General features: G+C 48.6%; 18 protein-coding genes, 4 tRNA genes and 1 rRNA gene. All 23 read left to right on the forward strand.

From position 1 onward, the window contains the following. A 5S ribosomal RNA gene (rrf, locus tag BTA35_RS18950) occupies positions 1 to 81 on the forward strand; the annotation flags it as partial. A gap of 208 nt (positions 82 to 289) precedes the next feature. Continuing rightward, positions 290 to 1,246, forward strand: coding sequence for a biotin--[acetyl-CoA-carboxylase] ligase (locus tag BTA35_RS14870; protein WP_078320614.1), 957 nt, complete (start codon positions 290 to 292; stop codon positions 1,244 to 1,246). Beyond that, positions 1,194 to 1,919, forward strand: a complete 726-nt coding sequence (locus BTA35_RS14875; RefSeq protein WP_274378436.1) for a type III pantothenate kinase — start codon at positions 1,194 to 1,196, stop codon at positions 1,917 to 1,919. The genes BTA35_RS14870 and BTA35_RS14875 overlap by 53 nt, the downstream gene beginning before the upstream one ends. 126 nt (positions 1,920 to 2,045) lie before the next feature. After that, positions 2,046 to 2,129 (forward strand) — tRNA-Tyr (locus tag BTA35_RS14880). 8 nt (positions 2,130 to 2,137) lie between these two features. After that, positions 2,138 to 2,211 (forward strand) — tRNA-Gly (locus BTA35_RS14885). Between the two features lie 2 nt (positions 2,212 to 2,213). Next, a tRNA-Thr gene (locus BTA35_RS14890) sits at positions 2,214 to 2,289 on the forward strand. A 127-nt stretch (positions 2,290 to 2,416) separates the two neighbouring features. Continuing rightward, positions 2,417 to 2,492, forward strand: a tRNA-Trp gene (locus tag BTA35_RS14895). Between the two features lie 57 nt (positions 2,493 to 2,549). Next, on the forward strand, positions 2,550 to 2,918 hold the full coding sequence (secE, locus tag BTA35_RS14900; protein WP_078320616.1) for a preprotein translocase subunit SecE: 369 nt from the start codon (positions 2,550 to 2,552) through the stop codon (positions 2,916 to 2,918). A 13-nt stretch (positions 2,919 to 2,931) separates the two neighbouring features. After that, complete coding sequence (gene nusG / locus BTA35_RS14905; protein ID WP_078320617.1) at positions 2,932 to 3,465, forward strand: transcription termination/antitermination protein NusG; 534 nt, start codon at positions 2,932 to 2,934, stop codon at positions 3,463 to 3,465. 62 nt (positions 3,466 to 3,527) lie between these two features. After that, positions 3,528 to 3,959, forward strand: a complete 432-nt coding sequence (gene rplK, locus BTA35_RS14910) for a 50S ribosomal protein L11 (RefSeq protein ID WP_078320618.1) — start codon at positions 3,528 to 3,530, stop codon at positions 3,957 to 3,959. A gap of 1 nt (position 3,960) precedes the next feature. Next, positions 3,961 to 4,656, forward strand: a complete 696-nt coding sequence (gene rplA, locus BTA35_RS14915) for a 50S ribosomal protein L1 (RefSeq protein WP_078320619.1) — start codon at positions 3,961 to 3,963, stop codon at positions 4,654 to 4,656. 227 nt (positions 4,657 to 4,883) lie between these two features. Beyond that, positions 4,884 to 5,387, forward strand: coding sequence for a 50S ribosomal protein L10 (rplJ, locus tag BTA35_RS14920; RefSeq protein ID WP_078320620.1), 504 nt, complete (start codon positions 4,884 to 4,886; stop codon positions 5,385 to 5,387). A gap of 79 nt (positions 5,388 to 5,466) precedes the next feature. Further along, a complete protein-coding gene (gene rplL / locus BTA35_RS14925) occupies positions 5,467 to 5,838 on the forward strand; it encodes a 50S ribosomal protein L7/L12 (protein ID WP_078320621.1) in 372 nt (123 codons plus the stop codon). A 207-nt stretch (positions 5,839 to 6,045) separates the two neighbouring features. Then, positions 6,046 to 10,119, forward strand: a complete 4,074-nt coding sequence (gene rpoB, locus BTA35_RS14930) for a DNA-directed RNA polymerase subunit beta (RefSeq protein ID WP_078320622.1) — start codon at positions 6,046 to 6,048, stop codon at positions 10,117 to 10,119. 78 nt (positions 10,120 to 10,197) lie between these two features. After that, a complete protein-coding gene (gene rpoC, locus BTA35_RS14935) occupies positions 10,198 to 14,397 on the forward strand; it encodes a DNA-directed RNA polymerase subunit beta' (protein ID WP_078320623.1) in 4,200 nt (1,399 codons plus the stop codon). A gap of 146 nt (positions 14,398 to 14,543) precedes the next feature. Continuing rightward, positions 14,544 to 14,918, forward strand: coding sequence for a 30S ribosomal protein S12 (gene rpsL, locus BTA35_RS14940; RefSeq protein ID WP_028304195.1), 375 nt, complete (start codon positions 14,544 to 14,546; stop codon positions 14,916 to 14,918). A 77-nt stretch (positions 14,919 to 14,995) separates the two neighbouring features. Then, on the forward strand, positions 14,996 to 15,466 hold the full coding sequence (gene rpsG, locus BTA35_RS14945) for a 30S ribosomal protein S7 (protein ID WP_078320624.1): 471 nt from the start codon (positions 14,996 to 14,998) through the stop codon (positions 15,464 to 15,466). An 18-nt stretch (positions 15,467 to 15,484) separates the two neighbouring features. Further along, positions 15,485 to 17,593, forward strand: a complete 2,109-nt coding sequence (gene fusA / locus BTA35_RS14950) for an elongation factor G (RefSeq protein WP_078320625.1) — start codon at positions 15,485 to 15,487, stop codon at positions 17,591 to 17,593. Positions 17,594 to 17,621: 28 nt separating this feature from the next. Continuing rightward, positions 17,622 to 18,845 (forward strand): elongation factor Tu, encoded by a 1,224-nt coding sequence (tuf, locus tag BTA35_RS14955; protein ID WP_078320626.1) that lies wholly within the window; start codon positions 17,622 to 17,624, stop codon positions 18,843 to 18,845. Between the two features lie 152 nt (positions 18,846 to 18,997). Further along, positions 18,998 to 19,309 (forward strand): 30S ribosomal protein S10, encoded by a 312-nt coding sequence (gene rpsJ / locus BTA35_RS14960; RefSeq protein ID WP_028304199.1) that lies wholly within the window; start codon positions 18,998 to 19,000, stop codon positions 19,307 to 19,309. 114 nt (positions 19,310 to 19,423) lie between these two features. Further along, on the forward strand, positions 19,424 to 20,065 hold the full coding sequence (gene rplC / locus BTA35_RS14965; RefSeq protein ID WP_078320627.1) for a 50S ribosomal protein L3: 642 nt from the start codon (positions 19,424 to 19,426) through the stop codon (positions 20,063 to 20,065). A gap of 11 nt (positions 20,066 to 20,076) precedes the next feature. Further along, positions 20,077 to 20,685 (forward strand): 50S ribosomal protein L4, encoded by a 609-nt coding sequence (gene rplD, locus BTA35_RS14970; RefSeq protein WP_078320628.1) that lies wholly within the window; start codon positions 20,077 to 20,079, stop codon positions 20,683 to 20,685. Continuing rightward, positions 20,682 to 20,978: a 50S ribosomal protein L23 gene (gene rplW, locus BTA35_RS14975; RefSeq protein WP_078320629.1), complete on the forward strand. Its 297-nt coding sequence runs from the start codon at positions 20,682 to 20,684 to the stop codon at positions 20,976 to 20,978. The genes rplD and rplW overlap by 4 nt, the downstream gene beginning before the upstream one ends. Positions 20,979 to 20,986: the final 8 nt, after the last annotated feature.

The raw sequence follows: 20,986 nt of genomic DNA on the forward strand, positions 1-20,986 counted from the left end.
CTTTCCGAACTCAGAAGTGAAACTGCTCAGCGCCGATGGTAGTGTGGGGTCTCCCCATGTGAGAGTAGGACATCGTCAAGCGCCTTATACTGGCTGACTGTGTAAATAGTACACAGACAGCCCAAAAAAACCCCGCTTCATTGAAGCGGGGTTTTTTTATGCCCGGGATTTAGGCTTGACATGAATGATAGGGTAGTACGCCTGGTAAACAGATTATTAAAAGAGACTGGCGGGTGCCGAAAGCTTGGCAGAGGGTTATAGTGGTCTCTGGTTTTTATGAGGTGCTGTTGTGGATAATTCTGATCTGATTAATTATTTTTCTGATGGTGAGTGGCATAGTGGTGTTCAGTTGGCTGAGTTGTTGGGGGTCAGTCGCGCTGCAATTTGGAAACGAATACAGAAGTTGGAAGCTATAGGCTTAAGAATAGAGCGTGAGCAGAGTAAAGGGTATCGGTTAAAGTACTCCTTTGATCCTCTTGATAAGGCGCTTATAAAAGCTGATGGGCTGGATGTTCAACTGAATGCGATTACCGGCAGTACTAATACTGATGCTCAGGATGCGGTAGTAGAAAAAAAGGGACAATGGCCGGATAATTTTAGTGTTGTACTCGCGGAACAGCAAACAGCAGGTCGTGGGCGCAGAGGGCGTAACTGGCTAAGTCCTTATGGTGCGAACCTTTATATGTCCTGTGCTGCAGCTTTACCTGTTGGTGCAGCCTCGCTTGAAACCCTGAGTCTTGAAGTGGGCATTAGCGTTGCACAAGTGCTGGAGGCCAGGGGAGTAGCCGACGTTAAGGTTAAATGGCCAAATGATGTCTATGCGGATGGCAGTAAGCTGGCAGGAATTCTGATAGAGGTTGATGGGGATCTTTCAAGTCAGTGCAATGTGGTGATCGGAATCGGCATTAACTTTACTAACTCAAGCCTTCCTCAGGAGGGTATTGATCAGCCATTTACGGCGGTAGATCAATACACTGATGTACGTCGCGAAGAAGTAGCTACTGCACTGATACGCAGTATTTATGAAAGGCTCGATCAAATTGTTTTAGGAAAGGCTTCTGATCTTCTGTCTGAGTGGGAAAGATATGACTTCCTTGCGGGGAAACCTGTGACGGTATTTTTGGGTGCGTTGGAGATCGAAGGCGTGGCTGAAGGCTTAGATGGTCGGGGTAATATTCAGGTTCGCCTTAGAGATGGAACCCTTCGTACTTTTGCTGGTGGAGAAGTTAGTGTCAGAGCTAAGTAAACTACTCCTGGTGGACGTTGGTAACACTCGGATCAAGTTCATGGCTGCAGATAGCCCTGAAATTAAATATGCAGACAGCTTTGATTCGTTACCATTGCAGGGAGTGAATGAAGTTAGAGTGGCAACAGTATCTCGTCATAAGGAGATCGCCAACTGGTCTCAGTCGATAACCCCAGCTGTAAGAGTTGCAAGAGTTACCAAGTGCCATAAGGGGCTAACAGTTGCCTATGATGATGAATCCAGGCTGGGGGTAGACCGCTGGTTAGCCATGCTCGCTTTGTGGGTCGAAAACCAGAAGAGCTTTAGTGTTATAGATCTTGGAACTGCGATTACTGCAGACTTTGTTGACGACACCGGAATGCATCTTGGGGGTTATATTACACCTGGATATAGACTTATGAAGGAGGCTTTGGGTGTCCATACTGCTCAGGTAGGATTTGGCGGTAATTCGTCCAGGCTGGAGCCTGGCCATAACACTGAATGCTGCGTTGATCATGGCATTAATCGCATGGTATTTTCCTGGCTTGCTGATATTCAGCACATGGAGTCTGAAGATAAACTCTTTGTCTTAACAGGTGGTGATGCCGAAAAGGCTTTGGAAGCCGGATATGGACTGGATGCTGAAATTGACAGAACCCTTGTTATTCGTGGCTTGCGCTACTGCTTTGAATAAAAAAGGAAAAAAACTTAAAAAAAGGTTTGCCAGAGGGTAATGGGGTTGGTATAGTACGCCCCGTTGCCGCAAGAGGCACAAGCGAAAAGCCTGATAGCTATATGGTTATCATCAAGGTTTAAGCTCGGAGGGGTTCCCGAGTGGCCAAAGGGAGCAGACTGTAAATCTGCCGGTTCGCCTTCGAAGGTTCGAATCCTTCCCCCTCCACCATTTTTCTTGCGGGCATAGTTTAGTGGTAGAACCTCAGCCTTCCAAGCTGATGATGCGGGTTCGATTCCCGCTGCCCGCTCCAAGGCTCATGTAGCTCAGTTGGTAGAGCACTACCTTGGTAAGGTAGAGGTCACCGGTTCAAATCCGGTCATGAGCTCCAGTTTTGAAAAAGCAGACGGTTTATCCGTCTGTTTTTTTCTGTGTAGCTTTTAGCGTTTTGGCTTGCAAGCCTTTGTGCTCAAGAGTAGAATGCTCGGGCTGTTTTTTTGGCTCAGCGAGCAAGTGTTAGGCCAGTAGTTCAATTGGTAGAGCACCGGTTTCCAAAACCGGCTGTTGGGGGTTCGAGTCCCTCCTGGCCTGCCAGTATCTCCCCGTCTGGTATATCCTTCTCGGCAGCCGCCGAAATCTAAGGAGTTCATCATGAAAAGCAACGCGGAAACCCAGTCATCAAATTTTGATGGTATTAAATGGGGTTTGGTAGTTCTGCTTGTCTCTGTTGCAGTGGCGGGAAATCTTTATTTTAAAGAATATTCGCCTTTATATCGCGTTTTAGGTGTTTTGGTTATTGCTGTCGTTGCTGGTTTTGTTGCGATGCAGACCGAAAAAGGCCGCCGCTTCATAGATATGGCTGCGGAGTCTCGTGCAGAAATTCGTAAGGTTGTTTGGCCTTCGCGCCAAGAGACAACTCAGACAACCCTGATTGTTCTTGCAGCAGTTTTGTTTATGGGGCTTGTGCTTTGGGGGATAGATACCCTTCTTGGCTGGTTGGTCTCAATGGTTGTTAATTGATCGAGGAATAGACATGTCTAAGCGTTGGTATGTTGTGCATGCCTATTCAGGTTATGAGAAGCATGTGATGCGTTCTCTGCAGGAGCGAGTGAAGCTCCATGAGGTGGAAGATCTGTTTGGCGAGATTTTAGTGCCAACAGAAGAGGTCGTTGAAATGCGCGACGGTAAGAAGCGCAAAAGTGAACGAAAATTCTATCCTGGCTATGTTCTGGTGCAGATGGAGATGAATGACTCTGCATGGCACCTGGTTAAAGAGACACCTCGGGTTTTAGGGTTTATTGGTGGTACTGCTGAGAAGCCGGCTCCAATTACTGAGCGCGAAGCTGACGCTATTTTACAACGCGTTGCAGACCGGACTGATAAACCTCGTCCTAAGACTCTGTTTGAGCCCGGTGAGGTTGTTCGGGTTATTGATGGACCGTTTGCAGATTTTAACGGTGTCGTCGAAGAAGTGAATTATGAGAAGAGCAAGCTTCAGGTTTCTGTGCTTATCTTCGGTCGTTCTACGCCGGTTGAGCTTGAGTTTGGCCAGGTAGAAAAAGACTAATTTCAGGCGCATGTCGTCTTAACGGGAAGCTGAAAAGCGTTATACCCACATAGGAGAGAAAAATGGCTAAGAAAGTTGAAGCCTATATCAAACTGCAGGTTGGTGCAGGTAAAGCGAACCCAAGTCCTCCAGTAGGTCCGGCTCTGGGTCAGCATGGTGTTAACATCATGGAATTCTGTAAAGCATTCAATGCGGCTACTCAAGATGTAGAAGCGGGTCTGCCGATTCCAGTTGTTATCACTGTATATGCAGATCGTAGCTTTACATTTGTAACTAAGACACCTCCGGCGGCTGTGCTGTTGCTGAAAGCAGCAGGCCTGAAGAGCGGTAGTGCACGCCCGAATACCCAGAAAGTGGGTACGGTGACTCGCGCTCAGCTTGAAGAGATCGCAACCACTAAACAGCCTGATCTGACTGCTGCTGATATGGATGCAGCCGTTCGTACAATCGCTGGTACTGCCCGTAGTATGGGTCTGAACGTGGAGGGTCTGTAAAATGGCTAAGTTATCTAAGCGCGCTAAACTGATTCGTGACAAGGTAGATGCTGAAAAGGCATATACCGTTTCTGAAGCTATTGCTTTGCTTTCTGAACTGTCTACTGTCAAGTTCAAAGAATCTGTAGAAGTAGCTGTTAACCTGGGTGTTGATCCTCGTAAATCTGACCAGGTTGTTCGTAGCGCTACTGTTATGCCTAACGGTACCGGTAAAGATGTACGTGTTGCAGTATTTACTCAGGGTGCCAACGTTGATGCCGCTAAAGAAGCTGGTGCTGACGTTGTAGGTATGGATGAGCTGGCTGCTGAAATGAAAGGCGGCGACCTGAACTATGATGTTGTGATTGCATCTCCAGATGCAATGCGCGTTGTGGGTCAGCTGGGTCAGCTGTTAGGCCCTCGTGGTCTGATGCCTAACCCTAAGGTTGGTACTGTAACTCCTGACGTAGCAAATGCAGTTAAGAATGCTAAGTCTGGTCAGGTTCGCTACCGTACGGACAAGAATGGTATTATTCATGCTGGTATTGGTAAAGTGGATTTCACTGCCGATGCTATCAAAGGTAACCTTGAAGCGCTGGTCGCTGACCTGAAAAAGCTGAAGCCGTCAGCTTCTAAAGGTGTTTACCTGAAGAAAATTACACTGTCTTCCACTATGGGCCCTGGCCTGACGATCGATATTTCCGATCTGGCGGTTTAAGACAGTTACTAAACTTTGCGGGGCTTCGGTGCTTGGCTATTAATTTGTCAGGTGCAGGAGTTCCGTCAAAGACCGCAGGAGTTTAGGCTTAATTTTAGATTTCGATCTGAGTCCTGCGCAGATGGAATGGCCCGCCAGATTTTCTGGTGCCCAACCATCGTTACTTCCCTGAAAAGGGGTGGTGGTAAGAAGAAGGCAATAGCCTTCATAGCTTAGGAGCAAGTAAAGTGGCACTACGTCTCGAAGACAAAAAAGCAATTGTTGCTGAAGTCAACGAAGCTGCCCAGTCTGCTCTTTCTGTTGTAGTTGCCGATTCCCGTGGCGTTACTGTAGGTGCAATGACTGCCCTGCGTAAAGAAGCCCGTGAAGCCGGTGTACAGCTACGTGTTGTTCGTAACACGTTGGCTCGCCTAGCTGTTGAAGGTACCTCATTTGAGTGCCTGAAAGAAAGCTTCGTAGGCCCTACTCTGATCGCTTTCTCTATGGAGCATCCGGGTGCGGCAGCGCGTCTTCTGAAAGATTTTGCTAAAGAAGAAGAAGCGTTCGAAGTTAAAGCTCTGGCGTACGAAGGAGAGTTGATCGCGGCTGCGGATATTGACCGTTTGGCAAAACTGCCAACATACGACGAAGCTATTGCAAGCCTGATGATGACTATGAAAGAAGCATCTGCAGGCAAGCTGGCACGCGTACTGGCAGCTATTCGCGATCAGAAAGAAGAAGAAGCAGCTTAATAGCGTTTCTTGTTCTATCGATAAAGAATTTTGGTTTTAATGAGCGACAATTGCTCTACAACGTTGGGAAGCTAAGATAATGGCTCTGACTAAAGAAGATATCATCAATGCAGTTGCTGAAATGTCCGTAATGGACGTTGTTGAACTGGTTGAAGCAATGGAAGAAAAATTCGGTGTATCTGCTGCAGCTGCAGTAGTAGCTGGTGGTGCTGCGGGCGGTGAAGCTGCTGCTGCTGAGCAAACTGAATTTGACGTTGTTCTGGCTGGTGCTGGTGACAAGAAAGTTAATGTAATTAAGGCAGTACGTGCAATCACTGGTCTGGGTCTGAAAGAAGCCAAGGCTATGGTTGACGGTGCTCCTGCTGTAGTTAAAGAAGGCGTATCTAAAGATGACGCTGAAGCTGCTAAAGCACAGCTGGAAGAAGCTGGTGCATCTGTAGAGCTGAAGTAATAAGCTTTGCAGTACAGCAGACGCTGCTGAAAATTGCAGTGGGCTGGTGGCGATTCGCCGCCGGCCTTTTTCTGTTCATAATATCCTTGACTGCTTTTAAACACGTTGCTGCTTTAATCGGCGGTGTGAAGACTTATCGACATCGATCAACTGGATGTGTTAGATCCATGTCGTGGCCTGATCAGATGAACAAGCTGGGGAATACTGATGGCTTACTCATATACTGAGAAAAAACGTATCCGCAAGGATTTCGGTAAACTACCCCATGTCATGGATGTGCCGTATTTGCTGGCCATCCAGCTGGACTCCTATCGATCCTTCCTGCAAGAAGAAAAAACTATTGAACAGCGGGAGGATTTAGGCCTTCACGCTGCGTTTAAGTCGGTATTCCCAATCGAAAGCTATTCCGGTAATGCATCTCTGGAATATGTTAGCTATCGTCTGGGTGCTCCGGTTTTTGATGTAAAAGAGTGCCAACTGCGTGGTGTTACCTACGCTGCACCTTTGCGCGTTAAAGTCCGCCTTGTCATTTATGACAAAGAGTCATCGAACAAGGCAATCAAGGATATTAAAGAACAAGAAGTTTACATGGGCGAAATGCCCCTGATGACTGAGAATGGTACCTTTGTAATTAATGGTACCGAGCGTGTTATCGTGTCTCAGCTTCACCGTTCTCCGGGTGTTTTCTTCGATCATGATAAAGGTAAGACCCACTCATCCGGTAAACTGCTATATTCAGCACGGGTGATCCCTTACCGTGGTTCATGGTTGGACTTTGAATTCGATCCTAAAGACAGTGTTTTTGTTCGTATTGACCGTCGTCGCAAACTACCTGCCTCTGTTCTTCTGCGTGCTTTGAACTACACGTCCGAACAGATGCTGGATATGTTCTTTGACACCAACAAGTTCTACTTTGAACGTGATGGATTGTTCATGGAGCTGGTGCCAAGTCGCCTTCGTGGTGAAACGGCATCCTTCGATATCTGTGACAATGATGGCAATGTCATTGTTGAAAAAGATCGTCGTATCACACCGCGACATATCCGTCAGATTGAAAAGGCGGGTCTTGATAAGCTGAAGGTTCCGGTTGAATACATGTTTGGTCGCGTCATTGCGAAAGACATGGTTGATGAAAAGACCGGCGAGCTTATCTGCGAATGTAACGCGGAAATCAATAACGAGATTCTTGAGAAACTGGCTCAGTCTGGCTGTAAGGTTATTGAAACCTTATACACCAATGACCTGGATTGCGTTCCGTTTATCTCAGACACCCTGCGTATCGATAGCACTCGCAATCAGTTGGAAGCACTGGTTGAGATCTATCGCATGATGCGCCCTGGTGAGCCGCCGACAAAAGAATCTGCCGAAGCACTGTTTGCTAATCTGTTCTTCAGCGAAGATCGCTATGATCTGTCTGCAGTGGGTCGCATGAAGTTTAACCGTCGTATCGGACGGACAGAAGATACAGGATCCGGAGTTCTTAGCCATGAAGACATCATTGATGTTTTACGTGAGCTGATCAACATCCGTAACGGTAAAGGTGAAGTTGATGATATCGACCACCTGGGTAACCGTCGTATCCGTTCTGTTGGCGAAATGGCTGAAAACCAGTTCCGTGTTGGTCTGGTTCGTGTTGAGCGTGCGGTTAAAGAGCGTTTGTCTCTGGCGGAAAGTGAAGGCCTGATGCCTCAGGACCTGATCAATGCCAAGCCCGTTGCTGCAGCAATCAAAGAGTTCTTTGGCTCTTCTCAGCTGTCACAGTTTATGGATCAGAACAACCCGCTTTCTGAGGTAACTCACAAGCGTCGTGTTTCTGCGTTAGGCCCTGGTGGTCTGACCCGTGAACGTGCCGGCTTTGAAGTGCGTGACGTACACCCGACGCACTACGGCCGTGTATGCCCAATTGAGACCCCTGAGGGTCCAAACATTGGTCTGATTAACTCCCTGGCGACCTATGCCCGCACGAATGACTACGGTTTCCTTGAGACACCGTACCGTAAAGTGGTCGATGGCATGGTTACAGACGAGATGGCTTATCTGTCTGCGATCGAAGAAAGTCAGTACATCATCGCACAGGCTTCTGCGACCATTAAAGATGGTCAGCTGGTTGATGAGCTGGTTCAGGTACGTCACAAAGGTGAAACGACCTTTATGACTCCGGATCAGGTTACTCTGATGGACGTTTCGCCACGTCAGGTTGTTTCGGTTGCAGCGGCACTGATTCCGTTCCTGGAACATGATGATGCGAACCGTGCATTGATGGGTTCGAACATGCAGCGTCAGGCTGTACCAACACTGCGTGCTGACAAGCCGTTGGTCGGTACCGGTATGGAGCGTTTTGTTGCCCGTGACTCCGGTGTGTGTGCCGTAGCGCGTCGTGGTGGTGTTATTGATTCTGTGGATGCCAGTCGTATCGTAATTCGTGTTAACGATGCAGAGACTGACGCTGGTGAAGCCGGTGTTGATATCTACAATCTGACCAAATACACCCGTTCTAACCAGAATACCTGTATCAACCAGCGTGCCATTGTACGTCCTGGTGATGTCGTTGCTCGTGGTGACATTCTGGCTGATGGGCCTTCCGTAGATCTGGGTGATCTGGCTTTGGGTCAGAACATGCGCATCGCCTTTATGCCGTGGAACGGCTACAACTTCGAGGATTCCATTTTGGTTTCCGAGCGGGTTGTGCAGGAAGATCGCTTTACCACGATTCATATTCAGGAACTGACCTGTGTATCCCGTGATACCAAGTTAGGCCCTGAAGAGATCACATCTGATATTCCGAATGTTGGTGAAAGCGCACTGGGTAAACTGGATGAGTCCGGTATTGTTTATATCGGTGCTGAAGTAGGCGCAGGTGACATTCTGGTTGGTAAGGTTACGCCGAAGGGTGAAACCCAGCTGACACCAGAAGAGAAGCTGCTGCGTGCGATCTTTGGTGAAAAAGCCTCCGACGTTAAAGATACCTCTCTGCGTGTATCGACAGGCGTAAAAGGCACGGTTATCGATGTTCAGGTTTTCACCCGTGATGGTGTTGAGAAAGACAGTCGTGCCCGTGCTATTGAGCAGTCTCAGCTTGATGAGGTTCGTAAGGATCTTCAGGAAGAGTATCGCATTGCTGAAGAAGCAACATTCGAACGCCTGGGTCGTCAGCTGGATGGCAAAGAGGTTCTGAGTGGTCCTAAGTTGCTGAAAGGTGACAAGCTGACAAGCGATTATCTTGCTGAGCTGCCGCGTAAAGACTGGTTTAAGCTATCCCTGACTGATGAGTCTCTTAATGAGGTTCTGCAGCAAGCTGATGAGCAGCTTGAGCAACGCCGCAAAGAGATGGACGAGAAGTTTGAAGACAAGAAGAAGAAACTGCAGCAGGGTGATGACCTTGCTCCCGGTGTTCTGAAGATTGTTAAAGTTTACGTTGCTATCAAACGTCGTATCCAGCCTGGTGATAAGATGGCAGGTCGTCACGGTAACAAAGGTGTAATCTCTGCGATTATGCCAATTGAAGATATGCCGTACGATGCCAAAGGTGAGCCGGTAGACATTGTTCTTAACCCGCTTGGTGTACCATCCCGTATGAACGTGGGTCAGATTCTTGAAACTCACCTGGGTATGGCGGCTAAGGGTCTTGGCGATAAGATCAATGAGATGTTGCTGGAGCAGCGTGATAACCAGGTACAGCAAATTCGTGAGTTCCTGGACAAGGTTTATAATCAGGTCGGTAACCACAAAGAAGATATCGATAGCCTGACGGACGATGAAGTGATCGCACTGGCCCAGAACCTTCGTAAGGGTGTTCCTATTGCAACACCGGTATTCGATGGTGCCCCTGAGCCTGAGATCAAAGAACTTCTGCGTCTGGCGGACATTCCTGACAGTGGTCAGGTTTGGCTGCGTGATGGCCGTACCGGTGAGCAGTTTGACCGTCCTGTGACCGTTGGTTACATGTACATGCTGAAACTGAATCACTTGGTTGATGACAAGATGCATGCCCGTTCCACAGGTTCCTACAGCCTTGTAACGCAACAGCCTCTGGGTGGTAAAGCTCAGTTTGGTGGTCAGCGTTTCGGTGAGATGGAAGTGTGGGCACTGGAAGCATACGGCGCGGCTTATACCCTTCAGGAGATGCTGACTGTTAAGTCGGATGACGTGAACGGTCGTACCAAGATGTATAAAAACATCGTTGATGGTGACCATCGCATGGAACCGGGTATGCCAGAATCCTTCAACGTGTTGGTGAAGGAAATCCGTTCTCTGGGTATCGACATTGATCTGGAAAGCTAATCGCTTAACAGATTGAAGCAGATGAATTCCGATGCGGGCTGCGGCCCGCATCAGTAACTCCATTTGGAGCAGTTGCCGATGAAAGATCTAGTTAATGTGCTGAAAGCACAGGGACAAAGCGACGAATTCGACTCGATTAAAATCACTCTGGCATCGCCGGATATGATTCGCGCTTGGTCCTTTGGCGAAGTTAAAAAGCCAGAGACCATCAACTACCGTACCTTCAAGCCGGAACGCGATGGTCTGTTCTGTGCCAAAATTTTTGGTCCGGTAAAAGACTACGAGTGCCTGTGCGGTAAATATAAGCGCATGAAGCACCGCGGTATTATTTGTGAAAAATGTGGTGTAGAGGTTACACAGGCTAAAGTACGTCGTGACCGTATGGGTCATATTGAACTGGCGTCACCTGTTGCACATATTTGGTTCCTGAAGTCTCTGCCGTCACGTATCGGCTTGCTTCTGGATATGACCTTACGTGATATTGAGCGCGTGCTTTACTTCGAATCTTTCGTAGTGATCGATCCGGGTATGACGACTCTGGAGCGTGGTCAGCTGCTGAACGATGAGCAGTACTACGAAGCACTGGAAGAGTTTGGTGATGACTTCGATGCCCGCATGGGTGCTGAAGCGATTCAGGAGCTGATGAAAGACATCGAGCTCGAAGAAGAGATTAATCACCTGCGTGAAGAGATTCCGCAAACCAACAGTGAAACCAAAATTAAGAAGCTGTCCAAGCGCCTGAAACTGCTGGAAGCCTTCTTTAAATCAGGTAACAAGCCTGAGTGGATGATCATGGAAGTACTGCCTGTACTGCCACCTGATCTGCGTCCACTGGTTCCTCTGGATGGTGGTCGTTTCGCGACTTCGGATCTGAACGATCTGTACCGTCGTGTGATTAACCGTAATAACCGTCTGAAGCGTCTGCTGGATCTGAACGCTCCTGACATTATCGTACGTAACGAAAAACGTATGCTGCAGGAATCGGTTGATGCCCTGCTGGATAACGGTCGTCGTGGTCGTGCGATTACAGGCTCTAATAAACGTCCTCTGAAATCTTTGGCAGATATGATCAAAGGTAAGCAGGGTCGTTTCCGTCAGAACCTTCTCGGTAAGCGTGTGGACTACTCCGGTCGTTCTGTAATTACCGTAGGTCCGCAGCTGAAACTGCACCAGTGCGGTCTGCCGAAGAAAATGGCCCTTGAACTGTTCAAGCCATTTATCTTTGCGCGCCTGGAAGCAAAAGGTATGGCGACAACCATTAAAGCTGCTAAAAAGATGGTTGAACGTGAGCTGCCTGAAGTATGGGATATCCTGGCTGAGGTTATCCGTGAACACCCGGTACTACTGAACCGTGCACCAACACTGCACCGTCTGGGTATTCAGGCATTTGAGCCTCTTCTGATTGAAGGTAAAGCGATTCAGCTGCACCCGCTGGTTTGTGCGGCCTATAACGCTGACTTCGATGGTGACCAGATGGCTGTTCACCTGCCTCTGACCACCGAAGCACAACTTGAAGCCCGTGCGTTGATGATGTCTACCAACAACGTACTGTCTCCTGCGAACGGTGAGCCAATTATCGTTCCTTCTCAGGACGTTGTACTGGGTCTGTACTACATGACCCGTGACCGTATCAACGCGAAAGGCGAAGGTATGGTATTCAGTGGTGTTGACGAAGCAGAGCGTGCGTTGGGTGCCGGTAAGGTGCACATGCAGGCTAAAGTCAAAGTGCGTATTACTGAGAAGCTATTACAGGACGATGGTGAAATTGAAGAAGTTACTTCAATTAAAGACACCACCGTTGGTCGCGCAATGCTGTATCGCGTACTGCCGAAAGGTCTGCCTTTTGATCTGGTGAATCAGCCGATGAGCAAAAAGGCGATCTCTCGCCTGATTAATAACTCGTATCGCCGTGTCGGCCTGAAAGATACTGTTATTTTTGCTGACCAACTGATGTACACAGGTTTCCGTCAGGCAACTCTGTCCGGTGCTTCTATCGGTGTGAACGATTTCGTAATTCCTGATGCAAAAGCACAAATTGTTGCTGCAGCAGAAGCAGAAGTTAAAGAGATTGAACAGCAGTTCTCTTCCGGTCTGGTAACTCAGGGCGAGAAGTACAATAAGGTTATCGATATCTGGTCGAAAGCAAACGATAAGGTTGCTAAGGCTATGATGGAAGGTATCTCGAAAGAGACGGTCATCAACCGGGATGGAGAAGAGGAAGAGCAGGACTCTTTCAACTCTGTATTCATGATGGCTGACTCTGGTGCTCGTGGTAGTGCTGCACAGATTCGTCAGTTGGCGGGTATGCGCGGCCTGATGGCTAAGCCGGATGGCTCCATCATCGAAACACCGATTGTGGCGAACTTCCGTGAAGGTCTGAACGTACTTCAGTACTTCATCTCGACCCACGGTGCTCGTAAAGGTTTGGCGGATACGGCACTGAAAACCGCTAACTCCGGTTATCTGACACGTCGCTTGGTCGATGTGGCACAGGATCTGGTGGTTACTGAGCATGACTGTGGTACCGAAAACGGCCTGACCATGCATCCTCTGATTGAGGGTGGTGATATCGTTGTACCTCTGGGACATCGTGTTCTGGGTCGTGTTGTGGCGCAGGATGTGGTTAAGCATGATACCGGCGAGATCCTGATTCCTCGCGGTACTCTGCTGGATGAGGCCTGGTGTGATCGTCTGGATACCATGGGTGTTGATGAGATTATTGTACGCTCTGCAATCTCATGTGATACGCGGTATGGCGTCTGCTCAAGCTGTTATGGTCGTGACCTAGCACGTGGACACCTGGTTAACGTGGGTGAGGCTGTCGGTGTTATCGCGGCTCAGTCGATTGGTGAGCCTGGAACCCAGCTGACCATGCGTACTTTCCACATTGGTGGTGCCGCTTCCCGTGCGTCAGCTATCGATAATGTGCAGGTTAAGCATGGTGGCACAGTTCGCTTCCACAACATCAAGGTTGTAGAGCGTAAAGACGGTAAACTGGTTGCTGTCTCCCGTTCCGGTGCATTGGCGGTGGCTGATGAAACTGGCCGTGAGCGTGAATACTACAAGCTGCCATACGGTGCAGAAATTAGTGTTCGTGAAGGTGACATGGTTGAATCCGGTCAGATTCTGGCGAAGTGGGACCCGCACACCCACCCAATCGTGGTTGAAATGGCGGGTCGCGCCAAGTTTAACCAGATGGAAGATGGTATCACCATTACCCGTACCCAGGATGAACTGACTGGTCTTTCCTCTATTGAGGTTATCGACCCGTCTGCCCGCCCGGCAGCAGGTAAAGATTTACGTCCAATGATTATGCTGTTGGATGAAGCAGGCAATGAGCTTGCGATGCCGAACTCACAGACACCGCTACAGTACCTGCTTCCTGGTAATGCAGTTGTTACCGTTGAGGATGGCAAAGAAGTTGGCGTCGGTGAAATTATTGCCCGTATTCCTCAGGAATCCAGTGGTAACAAAGATATTACCGGTGGTCTGCCGCGAGTGGCTGACCTGTTTGAAGCGCGACGTCCGAAAGAGCCTGCTCTGCTGGCTGAAGTTTCTGGTGTTGTGACTTTCGGTAAAGAAACTAAGGGTAAGCGCCGTATCCAGATTACTCAGGATAATGGTGAGACTTATGAAGTGCTGATCCCTAAATGGCGCGTGATGAACGTGTTTGAGGGTGAAAAAGTTGAGCGTGGTGAGGTGATCTCTGATGGCCCATCCAACCCGCACGATATTCTGCGTCTTCTGGGTGTCAGTAAACTGGCTGAATATATTACCAGTGAAGTGCAGGAAGTTTATCGCTTGCAGGGTGTAGGCATTAACGATAAGCATATCGAAGTTATTGCCCGCCAGATGCTGCGTAAAGCAGAGATCACAGAATCCGGTGACTCTACCTTTATTCAGGGCGATCAGGTTGAAGTATCTCAGGTTCTGGAAGAGAACGAGATTCTCGAGAAGGCAGATAAATTCCCGGCTAAGTACACTCGTGTGCTGCAGGGTATTACTAAGGCATCTCTGGCAACAGAATCCTTTATCTCTGCTGCATCTTTCCAGGAAACCACAAGAGTACTGACCGAAGCTGCTGTAACCGGTAAGCGCGATCAACTCCGTGGTCTGAAAGAGAATGTTGTTGTAGGTCGCCTGATTCCTGCGGGTACAGGTCTGACTTACCATAGCAATCGTAAGCAAAAACTTCAGGATGCTGAAGCAGCTTTGGCTGGTCCGACGGCCAGTGAAGTTGAAGCAGCTCTGAGTGAAATGCTGAACAGCGAAGATTAATATTTACTTCGCGGTGAAGTGAGTGAAGGCCGGATGATGTCCGGCCTTGACTGTATAGGGGAGGCAACATACAATGCGCCTCCTTAAATTAGTATGGCGGTGGTTTAACCACTGTCTTTTTTGTGTACAACGTGGAGTCTGCTTTCATGGCAACCATCAATCAGTTGGTACGCAAACCTCGTAAGCGTAAAGTTGAGAAGAGTGACGTACCTGCTCTTCAAAGCTGCCCGCAAAAACGCGGTGTATGTACTCGTGTATACACAACTACCCCTAAGAAGCCTAACTCGGCTCTTCGTAAGGTATGTCGTGTACGTTTGACTAACGGTTTTGAAGTTTCTTCATACATCGGCGGTGAAGGTCACAACCTTCAGGAGCACTCTGTTGTTCTGATCCGCGGTGGTCGTGTGAAGGATTTGCCAGGTGTTCGTTATCACACAGTTCGTGGTAGCTTGGATACTTCTGGTGTTCAGGATCGTAAACAGGGCCGTTCCAAATACGGAACCAAGCGTCCTAAGTCTTAATAAATTAATCTCTGTCGATAAGAGTAAGGCCGGAGTAAATTCCGGATTTACCTGAAGACCTGGAAGAGGGCTTATCAATGCCTAGACGTCGCGTCGCCGCAAAGCGTGAAATTATCCCGGATCCTAAGTTCGGTAATGAGCGCCTGGCTAAGTTTATGAACCATGTAATGGTTAGCGGTAAGAAATCTGTTGCTGAAAAAATCGTTTACGGTGCTCTGGAGAAAGTAGAAGAGCGCAGCAAAGAGCAACCGCTGGAAATGTTTGAAAAAGCACTTGAATCTATCCAGCCTTTGGTGGAAGTAAAATCCCGCCGTGTGGGTGGTGCTACATATCAGGTACCCGTTGAAGTGCGTCCTGCCCGTCGTATGGCTCTTGCTATGCGTTGGTTGGTAGATGCAGCGCGTAGCCGTGGTGAAAAATCCATGGATCTGCGTCTTGCTGGTGAAATTCTTGACGCAGCTGAAGGTAAAGGTGCTGCTGTTAAGAAACGTGAAGACGTTCACCGCATGGCAGAAGCGAACAAGGCATTCTCGCACTACCGCTTCTAATATAACGGGAGATATGTCGTGGCACGTAAGACCCCAATTGACCGCTACCGTAACATCGGTATTTGCGCGCACGTTGATGCTGGTAAGACAACAACAACTGAGCGCGTGCTTTTTTACACTGGTCTTTCACATAAGATTGGTGAAGTACATGATGGCGCGGCGACCATGGACTGGATGGAGCAAGAGCAGGAGCGTGGTATTACCATCACTTCTGCTGCTACTACCTGTTTCTGGTCAGGTATGGATCAACAGTTTGATCAACACAGAATTAACATTATTGACACACCCGGGCACGTAGACTTCACTATTGAAGTTGAGCGTTCGTTGCGTGTGCTTGATGGTGCTGTGGTGGTTTTCTGTGGTTCCTCTGGTGTTGAGCCACAGTCTGAAACGGTATGGCGTCAGGCAAACAAGTACGAAGTCCCCCGAATCGTATTTGTTAACAAGATGGATCGGACGGGCGCAGATTTTCTGCGTGTGGTCGACCAGATTGAGAGTCGCCTGAAAGCGACACCGATTCCTATTCAGTTGAATATCGGTGCAGAAGATGAGTTTGAAGGCGTTATCGACTTGATGCGCATGAAGGCGATCTACTGGGATATGGCCGATAACGGTATGACTTATGAGCTTAAAGAAGTTCCGGCGGAGCTTCTTGATCAGGCTGAGGAATATCGTGAGAAGATGATTGAGGCAGCAGCCGAAGCATCTGATGAGCTGATGGACAAGTATCTCGAAGGCGAAGAGCTGACAATCGATGAGATTAAGTCAGGTCTTCGTGCCCGTGTTTTGAATAATGAAATTGTACTGGCGCTTTGTGGTTCTGCTTTTAAGAACAAGGGCGTTCAGGCAGTTTTGGATGCCGTTGTAGAGTATCTGCCGGCTCCAACGGAAGTTAAAGCGATTGAAGGGACGTTGGATGATGGTGAAACCATCGCCAATCGTGAAGCGGATGATTCCGCGCATTTCTCCGCTTTGGCTTTCAAGATTGCTACCGACCCCTTTGTGGGTGCGCTGACCTTTGTTCGCGTGTATTCCGGTGTTTTGAAGTCTGGTGACAGTGTGTATAACTCTGTCAAAGGCAAGAAAGAGCGTGTGGGCCGCATGGTTCAGATGCATGCAAATGACCGTGAAGAGATCAAAGAAGTCCGTGCAGGTGATATCGCTGCCCTAATCGGCATGAAAGATGTCACCACAGGTGACACCCTGTGTGATGCGGGTGGGAAAATCATCCTTGAGCGTATGGAGTTTCCAGAGCCTGTTATTTCTGTTGCGGTTGAGCCTAAGACTCAGGCGGATCAGGAGAAAATGGGCGTAGCACTGGGTAAACTTGCTCAGGAAGATCCATCATTCCGTGTGCAGACTGACGAAGAAACCGGCCAGACCCTGATTTCAGGTATGGGTGAGTTGCACCTTGATATTATCGTTGATCGTATGAGCCGTGAGTTCAAGGTCGATGCAAATATTGGTAAGCCGCAAGTTGCCTATCGTGAAACAATCCGTTCCGCTGTAGAGCAGGAAGGAAAGTTTATACGTCAATCTGGTGGTCGTGGTCAGTTTGGTCATGTTTGGCTGCGTATTGAGCCTTTGACTGATAAGGGTGAAGACGGTGAAAAAATCTACGAATTCAATAGCGAAATCGTAGGTGGTGTGGTGCCTAAAGAATACATTCCTGCTGTAGACAAGGGCTGCTCTGAGCAGCTGCAGAATGGTGTTCTGGCCGGTTACCCTATGATCGACGTTAAGGTTACATTGTATGATGGCTCATACCATGATGTGGACTCCAATGAGATGGCGTTCAAGATCGCGGGTTCTATGGCTGTCAGACAAGGTTGTATCAATGCAGATCCTGTTCTTCTAGAGCCTGTAATGAAGGTTGAGGTGGTAACGCCTGAAGAATATATGGGTGATGTAATGGGCGACCTGAACCGTCGTCGTGGTTTGGTTCAAGGTATGGATGACACCGTCTCGGGGAAAGTCATTCGTGCCCTGGTACCGCTAGGTGAAATGTTCGGTTATGCAACCGACCTGCGCTCCGCAACTCAAGGCCGTGCCAGCTACAGCATGGAGTTTGAGGAATATGCGGAAGCACCTTCAAGCATTGTTGAAGCTGTTATTAATCATAAATAGCCGCTAAATATGAAAAGAGGTTTTAGCTGTGTCTAAAGAAAAATTTGAACGTTCCAAACCGCACGTAAACGTTGGTACTATCGGCCACGTTGACCACGGTAAAACTACACTGACTGCTGCTCTGACTCGTGTATGTGCAGAAGTTTTCGGTGGTGAAGCGGTTGCATTTGATGGTATCGATAATGCTCCTGAAGAGCGTGAGCGTGGTATTACTATCGCAACTTCTCACGTTGAGTATGATTCTGACATCCGTCACTACGCGCACGTAGACTGCCCGGGTCACGCCGATTATGTTAAAAACATGATCACTGGTGCTGCTCAGATGGATGGTGCGATTCTGGTTTGTGGTGCGACTGATGGCCCTATGCCTCAGACTCGTGAGCACATCCTGCTGTCTCGTCAGGTTGGTGTACCTTACATCGTTGTATTCCTGAACAAAGCAGACCTGCTGGCTGAAGACTGTGGCGGCGTTGGTACTGAAGAGTACGACGAGATGCTGGAGCTGGTAGACATGGAAATCCGTGATCTGCTGTCTACTTATGACTTCCCTGGTGACGACACTCCAATCATTGCAGGTTCTGCGCTGATGGCTCTGAATGGCGAAGATGCTGACGAGCTGGGTACAACTGCTGTAGCTAAACTGGTTAAAGCTCTGGATGAGTACATCCCTGAGCCAGAGCGTGCAATCGACGGTGCATTCCTGATGCCTATCGAAGATGTATTCTCCATCTCCGGTCGTGGTACTGTTGTAACAGGTCGTGTTGAGCGTGGTATCGTTAATACCGGTAGCGAAGTTGAAATCGTTGGTATTAAAGACACTGTTAAGACTACCTGTACTGGTGTTGAGATGTTCCGTAAGCTGCTTGACGAAGGTCGTGCAGGTGAGAACATTGGTGCACTGCTGCGTGGTACTAAGCGTGAAGATGTTGAACGTGGTCAGGTTCTGTGCCAGCCAGGTTCTATCTCTCCTCACACTGAATTTGAAGCAGAAGTGTACATCCTGTCTAAAGAAGAGGGTGGTCGTCACACTCCTTTCTTCAAAGGCTATCGTCCACAGTTCTACTTCCGTACAACTGACGTAACTGGTGCTTGTGAGCTGCCAGAAGGCGTTGAAATGGTAATGCCGGGTGACAATGTTCAACTGCGCGCTACCCTGATCGTTCCTATTGCGATGGAAGAAGGTCTGCGCTTCGCTATCCGCGAAGGTGGTCGTACTGTAGGTGCTGGTGTTGTTGCTAAAATCATTGAGTGATAATTCTCTTTGATTAGGCTGGAAAGGGATCCCGAATAATTCGGTGATCCCTTTTCGTCTATGCTTGACATCTGATTTCCCTCCTCTTACAATGCGCTTCCTTTTTATCAAGGGTGAGCTCATTTAGCTCGTTTCCAACTGGGGTTTTTGGAATGCAAAACCAGAAAATTCGAATTCGTCTGAAAGCATTCGATCATCGTCTGATCGATCAGTCCGCGCAGGAGATTGTTGATACTGCAAAGCGTACTGGTGCTCAGGTGCATGGTCCAATCCCGCTGCCGACCCGCAAAGAGCGTTTTACTGTTCTGATTTCTCCTCACGTGAACAAAGACGCGCGTGATCAGTACGAGATTCGTACTCATAAGCGTGTTCTTGATATCGTTGAGCCTACAGAAAAAACAGTAGACGCACTGATGAAGCTGGATCTGGCTGCAGGTGTTGATGTGCAGATCAGTCTTGGCTAATTAGCCAATCTAAAATTAGGCGCTCGTCGGGAGACGACACACAATTTATCAGTGGAATGCAATGAAAAGTGCAGCCATAGCGGGTGATAGCCCCGTACACTAAGGAGTCGAAATATGACTATCGGTCTTGTCGGTAAGAAAAGCGGTATGACCCGCGTATTTACCGAAGATGGTGTATCCGTACCTGTAACTGTTATCGAGGTTTCTCCAAACCGCGTAACACAGGTTCGTACGCTTGAAAAAGACGGCTATGCTGCGATCCAGGTAACTTCTGGTGATCGTAAAGCAAAGCATCTGACCAAAGCAGAAGCAGGCCATTTCGCGAAAGCGGGTGTTGCAGCTGGTAAAGGTCTTGTTGAGTTCCGTCTGGCGGAAGGTGATGAAGCACCTGAAGTTGGTGGTGAGCTGAACGTATCCCTCTTTGAAGCTGGTCAAATGATTGACGTGACTGGCACTTCCAAAGGTAAAGGTTTCCAGGGTGGTGTTAAGCGCTGGAACTTCCGCATGCAAGACGCTACACACGGTAACTCTCTATCTCACCGTGCTCCAGGCTCTATCGGTCAGTGTCAAACCCCAGGTCGCGTTTTCAAAGGTAAGAAAATGGCGGGCCACATGGGTGCTGAGCGTTCTACTGTTCAAAGTCTGGAAGTTGTTCGTGTCGATGCTGAACGTAACCTGCTGCTTATTAAAGGCGGCGTACCTGGTGCTCCAGGTAGTCAGGTTATTGTTCGTCCAGCAGTTAAAGCTCGCGGCTAAGGGGTAAGAGAATGAATCTGAATCTTGCAGGCGGAGCAACAGGTACCGTTGAAGTATCTGAGGCAACCTTTGGTAAAGAGTATAATGAAGCTCTGGTACACCAGGTTGTTACTGCATATCTGGCAGCAGCCCGTCAAGGCACTCGTGCACAGAAAACCCGCTCAGAAGTGAGTGGTGGTGGCGCTAAACCATGGCGTCAGAAAGGTACTGGTCGCGCACGTGCGGGTACTATTCGTAGCCCTATCTGGCGCTCCGGTGGTACAACTTTCGCAGCGAAGCCTCAGAACTTTGAGCAGAAAGTGAACAAAAAGATGTATCGTGCAGCAATGCGCAGCATCCTGTCTGAGCTGGCACGCAAAGAGCGTCTGGTTGCAGTAGAAGAGTTCACTGTAGATGCACCAAAAACAAAAGTTCTGGTGAACAAGCTGAAAGAAATGGATCTGAACAAAGTTCTGATCGTGACTTCAGAAGTTGACACTAATTTGTTCCTGGCCGCGCGTAACATCCCTAATGTTGAAGTTATTGATGTTGCAGCAGCAAGCCCGGTTAGCTTAGTGGCTTATGAAAAAGTGCTGGTAACCGTACCTGCTCTGCGTCAGTTCGAGGAGAAGCTGGGATGAACCAAGAGCGCATTTTCAAGGTTCTGCTAGGACCTCATGTTTCTGAGAAAGCGGCTGTCGTTGCTGATTTAAACAATCAGTACGTATTTAAAGTAGCTGCTGATGCGACTAAACCAGAAATCAAAAAGGCTGTAGAAGCTCTGTTTGAAGTTAACGTGACCGGTGTTAGCACTGTAAACGTTAAAGGTAAAACTAAGCGTACTGCCCGTGGTATTGGTCGTCGTAAAGGTTTCCGCAAGGCTTATGTGTCTGTAGCGGAAGGTCAAGAAATCGACTTTGCTGGCGCTGAATAAGCGAGGAG

It is taken from the genome of Oceanospirillum linum (assembly GCF_001995095.2).
Taxonomy (GTDB): Bacteria; Pseudomonadota; Gammaproteobacteria; order Pseudomonadales; family Halomonadaceae; genus Oceanospirillum; species Oceanospirillum linum.

Excerpts from the sequence above, each read along its gene's own strand:
- rpsJ (WP_028304199.1), top strand. The coding sequence starts at position 18,998 with ATGCAAAACCAGAAAATTCGAATTCGTCTGAAAGCATTCGATCATCGT.
- rplL (WP_078320621.1), top strand. The coding sequence starts at position 5,467 with ATGGCTCTGACTAAAGAAGATATCATCAATGCAGTTGCTGAAATGTCC.
- rpsL (WP_028304195.1), top strand. The coding sequence starts at position 14,544 with ATGGCAACCATCAATCAGTTGGTACGCAAACCTCGTAAGCGTAAAGTT.
- rplC (WP_078320627.1), top strand. The coding sequence starts at position 19,424 with ATGACTATCGGTCTTGTCGGTAAGAAAAGCGGTATGACCCGCGTATTT.
- secE (WP_078320616.1), top strand. The coding sequence starts at position 2,550 with ATGAAAAGCAACGCGGAAACCCAGTCATCAAATTTTGATGGTATTAAA.
- rplA (WP_078320619.1), top strand. The coding sequence starts at position 3,961 with ATGGCTAAGTTATCTAAGCGCGCTAAACTGATTCGTGACAAGGTAGAT.
- BTA35_RS14875 (WP_274378436.1), top strand. The coding sequence starts at position 1,194 with ATGGAACCCTTCGTACTTTTGCTGGTGGAGAAGTTAGTGTCAGAGCTA.
- rpoC (WP_078320623.1), top strand. The coding sequence starts at position 10,198 with ATGAAAGATCTAGTTAATGTGCTGAAAGCACAGGGACAAAGCGACGAA.
- nusG (WP_078320617.1), top strand. The coding sequence starts at position 2,932 with ATGTCTAAGCGTTGGTATGTTGTGCATGCCTATTCAGGTTATGAGAAG.
- rpsG (WP_078320624.1), top strand. The coding sequence starts at position 14,996 with ATGCCTAGACGTCGCGTCGCCGCAAAGCGTGAAATTATCCCGGATCCT.
- rpoB (WP_078320622.1), top strand. The coding sequence starts at position 6,046 with ATGGCTTACTCATATACTGAGAAAAAACGTATCCGCAAGGATTTCGGT.
- rplW (WP_078320629.1), top strand. The coding sequence starts at position 20,682 with ATGAACCAAGAGCGCATTTTCAAGGTTCTGCTAGGACCTCATGTTTCT.
- rplD (WP_078320628.1), top strand. The coding sequence starts at position 20,077 with ATGAATCTGAATCTTGCAGGCGGAGCAACAGGTACCGTTGAAGTATCT.
- rplK (WP_078320618.1), top strand. The coding sequence starts at position 3,528 with ATGGCTAAGAAAGTTGAAGCCTATATCAAACTGCAGGTTGGTGCAGGT.